Origin of the sequence: Psychrobacter immobilis (assembly GCF_003148585.1) — a bacterium.
GTDB lineage: Bacteria > Pseudomonadota > Gammaproteobacteria > Pseudomonadales > Moraxellaceae > Psychrobacter > Psychrobacter immobilis.
Map to the genome: position 1 here is coordinate 105,296 of NZ_QGGM01000003.1, position 13,885 is coordinate 119,180.

9 protein-coding genes are annotated in these 13,885 nt (G+C 41.9%); 4 read left to right on the forward strand and 5 right to left on the reverse strand.

The window, feature by feature from the left end; all coding sequences use genetic code 11:
- Positions 1-109: 109 nt before the first annotated feature.
- Both C8D84_RS03840 and C8D84_RS03845 read right to left on the reverse strand, forming a co-directional pair.
- The gene (locus C8D84_RS03840; protein WP_109590454.1) at positions 110-448 is read right to left on the reverse strand and encodes a RidA family protein; all 339 of its coding nucleotides are present in this window, start codon (positions 446-448) and stop codon (positions 110-112) included.
- 59 nt (positions 449-507) lie between these two features.
- A complete protein-coding gene (locus tag C8D84_RS03845; protein ID WP_109590201.1) occupies positions 508-1,755 on the reverse strand; it encodes an NAD(P)/FAD-dependent oxidoreductase in 1,248 nt (415 codons plus the stop codon).
- A 392-nt stretch (positions 1,756-2,147) separates the two neighbouring features.
- Between C8D84_RS03845 and C8D84_RS03850 the strand changes: the two genes are divergently transcribed.
- Entirely contained in the window at positions 2,148-6,830 is a 4,683-nt protein-coding gene (locus C8D84_RS03850) for an AAA domain-containing protein (protein WP_109590203.1), read from the forward strand.
- A gap of 221 nt (positions 6,831-7,051) precedes the next feature.
- Here C8D84_RS03850 and C8D84_RS03855 read toward each other — a convergent pair whose 3' ends face one another.
- From C8D84_RS03855 to C8D84_RS03865, 3 genes are read right to left on the reverse strand one after another with little or no spacing between them, the layout of a single operon-like run.
- Positions 7,052-7,522: a WG repeat-containing protein gene (locus C8D84_RS03855; RefSeq protein ID WP_170108265.1), complete on the reverse strand. Its 471-nt coding sequence runs from the start codon at positions 7,520-7,522 to the stop codon at positions 7,052-7,054.
- Positions 7,523-7,535: 13 nt separating this feature from the next.
- A complete protein-coding gene (locus C8D84_RS03860) occupies positions 7,536-7,997 on the reverse strand; it encodes a WG repeat-containing protein (RefSeq protein ID WP_146192881.1) in 462 nt (153 codons plus the stop codon).
- A 44-nt stretch (positions 7,998-8,041) separates the two neighbouring features.
- Positions 8,042-10,234, reverse strand: coding sequence for an ATP-dependent helicase (locus tag C8D84_RS03865; protein WP_109590209.1), 2,193 nt, complete (start codon positions 10,232-10,234; stop codon positions 8,042-8,044).
- A gap of 362 nt (positions 10,235-10,596) precedes the next feature.
- Between C8D84_RS03865 and ychF the strand changes: the two genes are divergently transcribed.
- The 3 genes from ychF (at position 10,597) to C8D84_RS03880 (ending at position 13,825) form a co-directional block, all read left to right on the forward strand.
- A complete protein-coding gene (gene ychF / locus C8D84_RS03870; protein ID WP_109590211.1) occupies positions 10,597-11,688 on the forward strand; it encodes a redox-regulated ATPase YchF in 1,092 nt (363 codons plus the stop codon).
- Positions 11,689-11,873: 185 nt separating this feature from the next.
- A complete protein-coding gene (locus C8D84_RS13770; protein WP_211181243.1) occupies positions 11,874-12,338 on the forward strand; it encodes a hypothetical protein in 465 nt (154 codons plus the stop codon).
- An 80-nt stretch (positions 12,339-12,418) separates the two neighbouring features.
- Complete coding sequence (locus C8D84_RS03880; protein WP_109590213.1) at positions 12,419-13,825, forward strand: deoxyguanosinetriphosphate triphosphohydrolase; 1,407 nt, start codon at positions 12,419-12,421, stop codon at positions 13,823-13,825.
- The last annotated feature ends 60 nt before the right edge of the window (positions 13,826-13,885 follow it).

The following is a 13,885-nucleotide window of genomic DNA, read 5'->3' on the forward strand; positions in this document are numbered from 1 at the left end:
GCTTATAAAAATATACTCACAACCAATCTATGAGAAAACAGGAAAACAAAAAAAGGCAATGATAGCGATATCATGGCCTTTTGTTTTCATACAAATACTACAAGCCGTTTTACTCAGCGGCGATAGCTATCATCTCAACCAACAGCTCAGGACGTGCCAATGCAGTCTCGCCACAAGCACGAGCTGGCGGCTGAATACCTTCAAACCACTGGTCATAGACTTCATTCATAGCAGCAAAGTCAGCCATGTCTTTTATCCAAACCGTTACTGATAGTAGTTTTGATTTATCGCTACCCACTTCTTCTAACAACGTTTGGATTTTTTCCAAACAAGTCAATGTTTGCGCTTTGATTTCGTCTTCTGCATTACCTACCTGACCACATAAATAGATAGTCTGGTTATGGATTACAGTTTTGCTCATACGTTGATTGCTATGCAGCTTCTTTATCATGTTATATACCTTCAATTTATTAATTTAAGTCTGTGCTAAATCTGTCAAATGCGCTGTTAATTAGAAAAACGCTGGGCACTGAATGGCGCAACATCTACTAATAATGGCTTGTCATGAATCATCTCTTCAACGAGACGTCCTGTCATAGGCCCTAAAGTAAAGCCTTGATGACTGTGACCAAAGGCAAACCATAGTTTTTCATGCTTGTCTGCAGGACCAATAACTGGCTTCATATCAGGCATACAAGGACGTGATCCTGCCCATGCTTCACTCTCAACCGCATCTTCTAATGGTAAGATTTTTCTTGCCAGCTTCAGAACCGTTTTTAATTGGCCAAAGTTCTTTGGTGCATCCATCGTGGTCATCTCAGCACCAGTCGTGATACGGATACCCTGCTGCATTGGACCCATCACAAAGCCTTTGTCCATATCGAACATACTGTGATTGATGGTGTTCTTTTCTGTCACTTTGAAATGCTGATGATAGCCACGCATTGGGAACAATGGCAGATTATAGCCAAGTGGCTTGATCAAATCATTAGACCATGGACCTGCTGCGATAACCAACTTATCACTATAATAAGTGTCATTATCAGTGATGATTTTCCAACCTTCACCATCTTGTACGATTTCTTTTACATCGCTCTCTTTAATTGTACCGCCCATCTCTTGGAAATTTTTCGCATAGGCTTTGACTAGCGAGCTTGGGTTTGACACTTGCCAAGAGTTTTTCCAATGAATCGCACCAACGAAACCTTCAAAATTAGCGCTAGGCTCCATGGCTTTTAGCGCTTCAAGGTTTAGCACATTATGCTCAACGCCTTGATTGCGCGCATCAATGGCTGATGCTTGCGCTTCTTTAAACGTCTCTTCAGAACGATGCAGTTGTAACCAACCATCACGAGTAATTAGCTCGTCAGCACCAGATGCTGAAATCATTGTCTGATGCTCACTGGTGCAATGCGCGATCAACGTCTGCCACTCTGATTCTATTTTTTTGACCGAAGCGGGCGTAGAGTATTTCCAATACTGCAGCAGCGCTTGGTGATAACGCAAAATTGCTGGGATACGATAGCGAATATCAGTACCTTGGTTCGGCAATACTCGGATCATCTCAGTCAGTTGACGAGGAAAAGGATGGGTATGAATGGCTTCGCGCTGAATCAATCCTGCATTGCCATACGAGGTCTCTGAACCTGGCAACTTCTTGTCTAACATCAGTACTTTTGAATTATTTTTTTGTAAATGCCACGCGACTGACGTGCCAACCATACCTGCACCGATAACGATCACTTCATAGCGCATAACCTATCCTTTTCTTATGGTGTTAATACAAAGTATCAAATATGAGGGTCTAACGGAATAAGGTGGTAATAGTAACGCATTGAGCTGAATATTAAACCCCAATCTCATAAATATTTTTGCTATTAAATACTTTTGGTTATAGGGTTTTTGAAAAGGTATTTTTGATAGGAATAATGAGGGTTTGGTTGATAAAATAGTAACGATCAGCCATCATTTTTAAAAATACTAGATGCGACTTAGTGCTATCAATTTCTGTGCTATAGTTTGGTCTTTTTTTTAATTTAGAAATGATCAGCCGCCTAAGCATTTTAATTATAAAATTTGATAAACAGTATTTATGATGTACCAGTGAGGTCAGGGCTAATATTTTGATGATTTAGAAGGTTTAACAAATGAGTATTTACGCACAAAGACTGGCCTCTCAAATTGAGTTCATCAAGCAGTGTGCTTTGATGAAAAAAGCACCGACTCAAGACTTTACGAAGTATGGTGACTTTACTTGTATAGAAGAGCAAGTATTAAACCTGCCTGGTATCAGCCTAAATATCACAGATAATAGCACTGAAGATATTTGGCTACGCCTAGAACGTTTGCGCGAAAGCTCAGCACCTAAACCTAGCAGCTTATTGTTAGAAAACTGGTTAGTATTTCCAGTGAAATTTAGCGATCAACCGTCATTAAAAGAAAAAGCATCTGTGCAATCATTCATAGATGATGGTCTTTTGTCCTCGGGCGCTACAGAGGTATTCACTCCATTTGAAGTTGACAATAATCATAAAAATGAATCGTTAGAGTTAGATGAACCATTACAGGCAGAGATTTATTTAAGAGATTTTCCTGCAAGGGATGCTGTACGAGATGAATTCAATACGTACCTCAAAGATATTTGGCAACCTTGGCTAGCAAAAGAGAAGCTCGTTCGCCAAAGCATTGCTTTGTATTCTAGCTTATTTATGCTGAATCAACAGCTTCAGGGCAATCTCGCCGATGCACAGTTAGAGTTGGTGTGGGGTGTGGGTATTGCCCTACAAAAAAGCACGGACGATGAGCAAAGTAGTAAACAGATAAAGTATCCACTATTGACGCAATCTGTTGAAATCACCTTAGATCAAAAGACAATGGCATTGCTCATCAAGCCTACCCTATCTGCTCCCACACTTGAAACGGAGCCTTTTTCTATAGAAGAAAATCAAGGTTTAGCGAGGTTATTAAAGAACAGCAAAGATTTTTATGATTCAGAAGATGTGTCCTTAAGTCCTTTTTTGCCGAGTAGCTATGAGCCTATCTTAAAATCAGCGGTTACTTTGCTTGACTCCTCTGGTGTTTATCAACCAGATCATACTAGTGCAGATGATCGAAAAATCCCTAAAGCGCAAAACAACCTGATTGTTACTAACACATGGGTCATTATGGCTCGTCCTAGAAGTAACAATATATTTTTGCAAGACTTAAACAACTTATCAATTCAGCTAGAGTCGGTCACTGACATTGATTTACCGAGCGCTCTCAAGGCAATGCTGACAGAGCCTGCTACAGAAAACAAAGAATATATACTGCCTGCTTATCGTGGTTTATCTATGGTGAGTGGCAGTGATAGCTATATCGGCACGCCAGCCGAGCTATATTTCCCCAAAGCGTTCAACGATGAACAAGTACAAATCATACAACAGTTAGATATCCACGATGGAGTCGTCGTTCAAGGCCCGCCCGGCACAGGCAAAACCCACACTATTGCCAATGTCATTTGTCATTACTTAGCACTTGGCAAGCGGGTACTTGTCACGTCAATGAAAGACCCTGCGCTAAAAGTACTACAAGGGCAACTGCCTGAATCTATTCGCCCACTCGCCGTTAGTCTACTGACCAGTGAAAACGAAGGGTTAAAGCAGTTTGAACATACCATCAAAAAAATATCGAGCGAAGTGTCTAGTATCAATCGTGAGGCCTACAAAAAAGACATTGTCATGTTTGACAATCAAATTGACACCATTCATGCACAGCTCGCAAGCACTGACCATAAAATTACGGCTTGGGCACGGTTAAACCTTGATGACATCACTATCGATAATGAAACGATCAAACCCATAGATGCCGCGACTGAGGTTGCTCAAAACAGGCAGTTTATCGAAAGCTTTCCCGATAAGTTGGGTATCGAAGAGACCTTTAAGCCTCGATTTACTCATGTTGATATCACAGCGCTAAAAAACGCAAGAGTAAACCTCGGCAGTGATTTGTGTTATCTTCATAAAAAAATTCCTGCTGTTGCAGACATGCCGCCTACCCATGCTATAAAGCAACTTCATAAGGATTTGAGTTACCTCAATGAATCGCAAGCAGCTGAGCAGCAAGGAGCGCTACCAAGCTTAATAAATGAAAGTACTGGTACGATAAATATTACTCAGGAAATCACTGCTAATACATCTCGTCTAACTGACCTACTACAAAAAATTGTCGCGGCTGGGCAGAGTTGGACGACGGATATTCAGCAGCATTTAGCTAATGAGACTAAGCAAGACATTATCGGCCATCTCACTATACTGAACGATGAGATCAAAGTGCTTTTTGATGAGAGAACTATTTATTTAACCAAACCTATTACAATGGCTGATGATTTTGATAAAAATCCAGAGCTCGTTGACGCGGTGAAGAATTTATCTGAAGGCAAAAAGTCATTTGGTCTCGCTGGGATTTTTGGCAAATCTGCTGAAAAGAAAAACCTTGAGTCTATTACGATAGTCTCGTCAGCACCATCAAGTACGGCAGACTGGCAGTATATATCCAGCTTTATAGCATTTAGAAAAAAATCTCAAGCGCTTATCCTTCGCTGGAACGCTTTATCAAATGAGCTGTCCTTACCAATATTTGAGGTATCGCCCAATAATCTGTCTGCGTTACATTCAGCCGTTCATCTATACGATGAAATCGTTGCTAGTCACAACTTGCAGCACAGTATCAAGCAGGCGTTAAGCACTATATTCGTAGATTGGAGTGTTATTTCTGCAGCACCTTATGACAAAGATATTTTGATTGAAATTGAGAGTGTTCTTAAACAACATTTAAAAAGACATAATCTGGCTGAAAGTCTCACGTTAAAAGAAACATTACTTACTAATTTAGCTGGCTGTAAAGGCGCTATTAGTGAAAAAATGACGGCCTTTGTCACTCAAAACATTGGTGATCCGAGTTTATCTGATGAACAATTACAAACAGACTATCAAGAACTTCTGAATGAGCTGCAACGCGTGAATAACCTTGCAACAGACTTACAGACAGTTGCTGACGTTACCCAACTCATTGAAGATAACGGCGCACCGCTTTGGGCAAAGAAATTGCGTTATGAACCTCATAGTAATTCTCAAGATACCTTAGCATCGAATAACTTGCAATCGAATAACTTGCAACCTGACGACTTACTGCCTGATAATTGGCAGCAGATTTGGCGAATTGCTAGATTGACCAGCTTTATCGACAGCATCGATGGTCGCAAGGAGTTGGTTCAACTGGCCAAAACTCGTGGCAGTTTAGAAGTAAATCTGGCAAGGCTCTATCAAGAAGCCATCACCAAAAGAGCCTGGCTAAAAGTTGCAGAAAATGCGACACCAAACGTGAGAGCCTCTTTAGAAAAATACCGCTCTGCCATTATGCGTATCGGTAAGGGAACAGGCAAAGGTGCGCACTATTATCGCCGTGAAGCGCGCGAAGCCTCTGCAGGAGCAAGTGCTGCTATTCCATGTTGGATTATGCCGCATTATCGTATCTCTGAGTCCTTGCCAGCAGAATTTGGCAGTTTTGACTTGGTTATCATCGATGAAGCGTCTCAATCTGACTTAACGGCATTGCCAGCCATTATGAGAGCCAAAAAAGTGCTAATCGTTGGTGACGATAAGCAAGTGTCGCCAGAAGGCGTCGGTCTCGATATCGAAAAAATCCGCAATCTGATGGCACAATATCTGAGCAATCAAGTCTCTGTTTATCGCTCACAAATGTCACCTGATCGTTCAATCTACGATTTATTCAAAGTCGTTTTTGCAGATAGCAGTGTGATGCTAAAAGAACATTTTCGCAGTGTTGCACCTATTATTGAGTTCTCAAAACGTGAGTTTTACAATCATGAGCTGATACCTTTGCGTAAAGCCAAACCTTCAGAACGCTTAGACCCACCATTGATTGATGTTTATGTCACCGATGGCTATCGTCTTAAAGGCTCTGATATTAATCCTTCAGAAGTCAGATTTATCGTCGATGAAATCAAGTTCATCGTTTCTGATCCAGCTTACAAAGGTAAAACCATCGGTGTTGTCTCATTGCTAGGCAATAAGCAAGCGCATAGCATTATGGAAGCACTCAACAAAGAACTGGATGAGGCTCTCATGACTATTTTTGATATCGCTTGCGGTGATGCTAGAACCTTTCAAGGTAAAGAGCGCGATATCATGTTTTTGTCATTGGTAGTGGTACCCGGAGCTGCACATGCACAAACGAGAGATACCTTCGCCCAGCGAATGAATGTCGCTGCCTCAAGAGCTCGCGATAGAATGTATTTAGTGCGCAGTATTGAGTTGGATGAGCTAAGCCAAGCCGATCACTACCGATCAGAGCTTATCAAACACTTTCAAGCACCATTCATGCAAGATGAAGAAGAAGTTTCTGACTTACGTGATAAATGTGAGTCTCCCTTTGAAACAGAAGTCTTTGACCTTTTGGTTGAGAGAGGCTATCGAGTGGTTCCGCAGGTTAAGGCTGGTGCCTACCGAATCGATATGGTTGTCGAAGGTGAAAACGATAACAGTCTAGCCATTGAATGTGATGGCGATAGATATCATGGGCCTGACAAATGGGACAGCGATATGCAACGTCAGCGTATTTTAGAGCGTGCTGGCTGGAAATTTTGGCGCTGCTTTGCGTCCACTTTTGTCACTCGTAAAAATGAAGTTATCCAAGATTTATTAGCAGAATTGGAACGTTTAGAGATTTATCCAATCACTACCGACACGGAATATAGCAGCTCTTATGTTGAATCTAGAATCGTCACTACTGTTGAAGAACCTATACTCGATATTGAAGCTGAGACCTAGACATTTATAGCCTGCTAGATACTCAGTTCATAGCGACTATCATAATTATCTTAAGAAAAATCCGTCTTTTATAAAAGCACGGATTTTTCTGTTCTTAACTATAGTTGAATTCAAATGATTCCGATACAAGGGAACCGAGTGCAAGCTATACATTAGTATGGTTAGCGAGGCTGATGATGTAGCGGATTTATATGAACTTAACTATACTTAAACTTAAAAAATCACCATTCACTACAAGCCACTATTTTACCTAGCTTATTAATACAGACAGACGTACCATCACTTTTCTCTTCTATCTGCGCTGTACCATTATTAAAATTGAAATACGTTGCACCAAAAGAAGTAACGCTCATCCTCTGTACTTTATCGTCCGAGAACTTGAAAGGAATGACAGTTCTATTGGCACCATCTATGAAGCCCCAACGATTACCTTTATGCACGCCAGCGAGCTGCTCACGAAAAGGTCTTATTTCATCATAAATGAAAGGGACAGCAACAGCTCCCGTCTTGGTAACAAATCCCCATTTATCATCTTTAATTACACCGAGCAGACCTTCATGAAAACCATAGTGCCCACCCAGGCCGTCGTATTGCGGGGCAACAACTTCTTTACCGTTAGTATCTATAAAACCCCATAACTCCGTATTAAATTCATAAATAGGAGCCCTATCATTGCTAAAAGAATCCATCATGGCGTAGTTATTTTCAATAACTGAGAATAACTTTATTATTAGTATCGATGACACCATATGCACCATCTTTTACAACGACAATTTTACCTTGATAAACAGGGTTTGCCCAAACCTCATTATATTTATCATTAGGATCTATTAAGTTGTCGTAAATAGTAGGTACGACCAGTTTACCTTGTTCGTTGATATAGCCGACTTGATCGTTTTTTAAAACAGGAAAAAATCCATCGCTGTACAACCACGCCTCAACTTTATCAAAATCTTTGAGACTAGCTGTTACTTTACCTTTTATATTGAGTAACGCTTGTGGACGATAATCGTCATCATAAGCAACAAATAGATGCTTATTATAAGTACATTGAATATTTCTATAGTGACTCTTCGGCGGCATACAGTCCTCAACATCTAAAGCAGGAAAACTACTTATTGAAGCAATAATTGGAACTAATAAAGCTTTAGCTATTTGCTTATACAAAACCTAATACCTCGAAATATTATTACTGTGAATTCGATAAAACACTACCACCACACTGGATCATCACTCTCTTCTCTCACTTGTTTAGAATTTTCTACCGTCACCTCATCAGCAGACAACTCAGCGATAAACCGCGACGGCTTGTCAAAATACCCTGAATAACTGGCGAAGTAATCAGGTGCTGTTAGATACAGTCTGCTCTTGGCACGACTGCAAGCAACATAGAATAATTTTCGTTCTTCTTCTAGCTCTTCAAAATCATCCAAAGAGCGATGATGCGGCGTGATACCATCGACCAGTGAGTTAACAAATACCACTGGCCACTCTAGCCCTTTGGCACTGTGAATGGTCGAAATCGTCACTTTATCTGTGTCATTATCCTCTGGTTTATCCATGGCTGCGACCGAATCATTGGGCGGATCGAGTGCCAAATTTTCTAAGAAGTTATCAAGGCTACTGTGTTCTATTGCCAAATTTTTGAGCACACGAAAGTCCTCATTGCGCTCTCGCCAATTTTCTTCAATTGTTTTTAAGACAGGAATATAGAATTCTAAAATATGCTCAATGACTGTATCGACTGATTCAGCCTGATTTGCCTTAGTAAGCGTATGATACAGAGGTTCAAGCTGTTCGCTTTTTTTAGCAAACTTCGCTGTGAGTAGTGGCGCAAAGGAGTTGTTATCGGCATTAATCGCTTGGGTCAAACGCGTCGCGGTGACTGTCCCCACGCCTTGGAACAAGGTCAAAATACGGTGCCAAGCAATCGTATCATTCGGGTTATAGAGGACTTTGACAAAAGCCAAAACATCTTTGATATGTCGCCTTTCAATGAATTTGATACCGCCCACCACAATGAATGGAATATGACGCTCCATAAACTCTAGCTGAACATAGTTAGACTGAAACGATGTGCGGCACAGTACCGCAAAATCATTGTAGTCATGATCCGACTTTAGCTCGATGATTTTATCGGCGATATATTTGGCTTCTTTTGTCTCATTGGTTAGGCGGCTAAATATTGGCTTATCCCCACTTATCGATGCGCCAGAGTGCAATTGTTTTTGATAGCCTAGCGTGATTTGCGCGGACAAAGCATTGATATAATCCAAAACAGCAGGCGTACTGCGATAGTTTCGTTCGAGCTTAATCAGCTTGGCATCGGGATAGGTCTCACCGAATAACAGAATGTTTTCGTAATTGGCACCGCGAAAAGCATAAATACTTTGATTATCATCGCCAACGACCATCAGCGAGACCGACGCAGGTGCGCAAATCAGATCGATAAGCTGCTTTTGCGGAATATTGGTGTCTTGATACTCATCAACCATGATGTAGCGATATTGATGTTGTAGCATTTGGCGAAAGGTGTCATTGATCTCTAAATGGCGCACGACTTGGCTAATGATGTCGTCAAAATCGTAGAGATGATTGGCACGCTTATACTCATGAAAATCGATTGCCAATTGTTCGATAATCGGAATATGTACGGCGATATCAGGATAACTGCTTTCGATTAAATCACGGATATGGATATGTCTATTCCGAGAGCTAGAAATGATATTTTGCAGTGTCTTTTTGCGCGGGAATGCTTGGCTCTTATTTTGCGCGGGATACTTTTTTTCTTTATGAATTAAGTCGATGGCATCTTCGCTGTCGCCCGTGTCTAAAATCGTAAATCGTGGATTAATGCCGAGCAGCCCTGAATACTGACGCAGCAGCATATTGCAAAATGAATGGAAGGTGCCACTAGCAATATCGTTGAGCCGCTTATCCGTTGGCAGTTTATCCTTTACCAAGTCTTCATCAGACTGTTTATCAAATAAGGTATTCGCAAGTAAGGTTTTGGCGCGGCTTTTTATTTCATTGGCGGCTTTACGCGTAAAGGTCAGTAGCAAGATGCTTTTGGGCGTGACCCCGTTCTCTAATAAATAACTGGTACGGTACGTGAGCGTTTTAGTCTTGCCAGAGCCTGCACCAGCAATGACTAGCACCTTGCCTTCGATAGTTGTGGCTGCTAATAACTGGTCAGGATTTAGTTCACGAGCGTAGTCTACTTTTAATCCTAATTCACCATTCAGCCTGTCAGTTAACAGCTCAATATTTGCAGCATTATCAGCATCGATTAGATTTGCCTCTAGTTTTTTAATTGCTTTCTCAAGACGTTCAAGCTTAGGCTTAATCTCCACGAAATTCTGCGGATAATTATAGCGACGCGTGTCAAAAATAGCGGTAGTCATTATCGGAATTTGCCTTTCGTTTTATTTTAGCGGCCTTTATCGAAACGGCGCATTTATACATAGTGTTTTGCAGATTTGACTGAGAGCGCTTGATGTTCATAATGAAGATTACTCGTCAAGTTTAGCGAGTCGTAGGCGCTTACCTGTCATACGCCTAAAAGCCAAACTATCATTTTATAGCACAGCTTACCATAATCGATAAAACAGCAAAATTACCAGTCATGACCAAACGCAAAATCTCAGTATACAACACAACAACCTCACCCCTATTCAGGTAAATTTGCTACAATGTGCCCAATTTTGATTTATCATTTAACCAATCTTTATACCAACTGATTTTATTACTATATTGAGAGAATGTTATGGGTTTTAATTGCGGCATCGTTGGCCTACCAAACGTGGGCAAATCCACCTTGTTTAATGCATTGACCAAAGCGGGAATCGCCGCTGAAAACTTTCCGTTTTGTACCAAAGATCCCAACACAGGTATCGTACCAGTACCAGACCCACGCCTAAAGAAATTGGCTGATATCGTCAATCCTGAGCGCGTATTACCAACGACGATGGAGTTTGTGGATATCGCAGGTCTAGTCGCTGGTGCTTCAAAAGGTGAAGGCATGGGCAACCAGTTCCTAGCCAACATTCGTGAGACTGATGCGATTGCGCACGTCGTACGCTGTTTTGATGATGACAACGTCGTCCACGTTGATGGTCGCGTCAGCCCTATTGATGATATCGAAACCATTAACACTGAATTGGCATTGGCAGATTTAGAGGCCGTTGAGCGTGCCATTCACAATCAAACCAAGAAGGCTAAAGGTGGCGACAAAGACGCGCAAGCATTGCTTGATATCTTTAAAAAAGTTGAGCCTTTATTAGCAGAAGGTAAAGCGGCACGCGCAGCGAACCTAGATGCTGATGAGAAAAAGCTTATCAGAAGTTATGGTTTAATCACCCTAAAACCAACCATGTATATCGCCAACGTCAGTGAAGATGGCTTTGAAAACAACCCTTACCTTGATGCGGTACGCAACTATGCGACTGGCGAAGATTCTATCGTTATCGCGCTATGCAACCAAATCGAATCTGAAATCGCTCAGCTTGATGAAGACGACAAAAAAGACTTCTTAGCTGAGATGGATATGGAAGAAGCCGGACTTGATCAAGTGATTCGCGGTGGTTATGATTTGCTAGATATGCAGACTTACTTTACTGCTGGTGTTAAAGAAGTGCGCGCTTGGACGGTTGCAGTTGGCGCAACGGCTCCGCAAGCTGCTGGCGTGATTCATACTGATTTTGAGCGCGGTTTCATTCGTGCCGAGGTCATCGCTTATGATGATTTCATCGAGCACAACGGTGAAAAAGGCGCTGCCGCTGCTGGTAAGTCACGTTTAGAAGGCAAAACCTATATCGTGCAAGATGGCGATATCATGCACTTTAGATTTAACGTGTAACGTTAAGCGGTACATCCTGTCTGATAATTAATAAGCCGATGTTGGAAATTCTCCATCATCGGCTTTATTTTATCTTAACATTGTTATATTATAACATATCTTTATTTTACTATTTGAGGACTTATACTGTGACTGACTATTTCTCTTTTTCTAGATTTGCCAGTGTTGCGCTTGTAGGAAGTATCATGACAGGGTCTCTATTGGGCTGTCAGCCTAATACAGAAAGTGATACGGTAGTATCTGAAGAAATAACACCCGTAGACGATCACGCTGAACATGCTCATGAAGAGCACGAAGGGCACGATGCTATGGAACAAGGTCATGAAGGACACGATCATGCAGAACATGCCAGCAACAGCACACCATTCTCTTGTGAGCCTACTGCTACTATCGGCGTGTCCTACCATGATGATGCTGCATTGCAGACAGTGCACCTACTCATCGATGGTATCGAATACGATTTGACCGCTACCTCTGATAGCGACGCCAGTACTGAAAAAACCATCTATACTAGTGATATCGGCCTAGATGATACTCATGGCATCATATGGCAAGTAAATGGTGACAAAGCAACATTGCTCAATAAAACATTGGACAGCAATGTCGCTATTGAAAAAGAAGAAGTGCTTTTTAACTGCCAAAAATCTTAATGTAGTTCTCTGACTATATATCTGTATCAAGGGCGCTATTTTGCTATGCTAGAGGCTCCCTTGGTTTCGGATGTTTCAATATGCTAACTACTCCAACCTCTTTGCCGTCTCCTACCACGCAATGGTCTCATCTCCTCAACTCGCAGCGTCTTGGTGCTGCCAAAAAGCTTAACGCCAATACGAGCACTCGCTCTCAGTTTCATAAAGACTATGACAGACTGGTGTTTTCGCACTCCTTTCGACAGCTCAATCAGAAAACCCAAGTCCATCCATTAACCAATCAGCTTGGCATCCATACTCGCTTAACTCATTCGCTTGAGGTCTCCTCTATTGGACGCTCTTTAGCAATGATGGCAGCAGAAAAGCTCCATGATAAATTAGCCAGCGGTCTACCAGCAGGCGTATCGCCAGCCGATGTCGGTGTCATTGTACAAGCCGCCTGCCTCGCTCACGATATTGGCAACCCGCCTTTTGGTCATGCGGGAGAGTATGCCATTCGAGATTGGTTTAGGCAGCCTGACCCTCAAGCGATATTACAAAAGTTAAGTAGCAACGAGCGCTTGGACTTGCTGGCCTACGAAGGTAATGCACAAGGGTTTCGACTGTTGGCGCGTAATGAACACCATCCCGATAAAGGTGGCATGCGTCTCACTTGTGCAACGCTAGGCGCTTTTATGAAGTATCCTTGGCTTGCCTCTCACAGCAACGATGTCAATGACAAACATCATCAAAATATACAAAAATTTGGCTGCTTTTATAGTGAGTCAGCACAATTAGAAGAGTTGGCAGCCTGTTTGCATTTACCACGTTCAACACAGCACGATGGTTTTGCGCGTCATCCGCTGGCTTATTTACTAGAAGCGGCAGATGATATTTGCTATGCCTTGATCGATTTAGAAGATGGTATCAATCTCAATATGCTGACCTATAGTGAGGTTGCCGCCATATTTTATGAGCTGATTGGTGAGCGCCCTAACAGTATCAATCTGCCCGTACACATGTCTGTCAGGCAGAGCTTAGCGTCATTGCGAGCCCGTGCGATGATGCGCTTGGTCAATACCGTGACTGATGCTTTTGTCGCCAACAGTGATGCATTGCTGGCTGGTACACTAAAAGGCAGTCTATTTACCCATTGTGATGCAAATGTGCAAAATGGCATCTTGCAGGCCAAGCAATTGGCACGTGAGAAAATATTCAATCACCCAAGTAAAGTACGTATGGAATTGATGGCCAATCAATGCCTGCATCGATTATTAGACGCCTTTATACCACTGGCTTGGACAAATGCAAAAACTACCCCCATCTCCTTTGAGCAGCAGCGCCTACTCATGTTGTTACAGCCACATCTTGATGAGCATCGGCGGATATTATCAGATAGTGTCTATCACAATATTTTAAATATATTGGACTTTATCACTGGGATGAATGATCATGAGGCGTATCGATTGGCACAAGAGTTACAAGGCCATTGGGGTACAATGGTTTAACAAACCTATGCAGGTCTAGTAAATTAACACAAGTTGCGTATTTCAGTCGTATTTTTACGC

Bases quoted from the DNA above. Each gene is read 5' to 3' on its own strand.
- C8D84_RS03850 (WP_109590203.1), top strand. From the start codon at position 2,148: ATGAGTATTTACGCACAAAGACTGGCCTCTCAAATTGAGTTCATCAAG.
- C8D84_RS03845 (WP_109590201.1), bottom strand. From the start codon at position 1,755: ATGCGCTATGAAGTGATCGTTATCGGTGCAGGTATGGTTGGCACGTCA.
- C8D84_RS03855 (WP_170108265.1), bottom strand. From the start codon at position 7,522: ATGATGGATTCTTTTAGCAATGATAGGGCTCCTATTTATGAATTTAAT.
- C8D84_RS03880 (WP_109590213.1), top strand. From the start codon at position 12,419: ATGCTAACTACTCCAACCTCTTTGCCGTCTCCTACCACGCAATGGTCT.
- C8D84_RS03865 (WP_109590209.1), bottom strand. From the start codon at position 10,234: ATGACTACCGCTATTTTTGACACGCGTCGCTATAATTATCCGCAGAAT.
- C8D84_RS13770 (WP_211181243.1), top strand. From the start codon at position 11,874: ATGACAGGGTCTCTATTGGGCTGTCAGCCTAATACAGAAAGTGATACG.
- ychF (WP_109590211.1), top strand. From the start codon at position 10,597: ATGGGTTTTAATTGCGGCATCGTTGGCCTACCAAACGTGGGCAAATCC.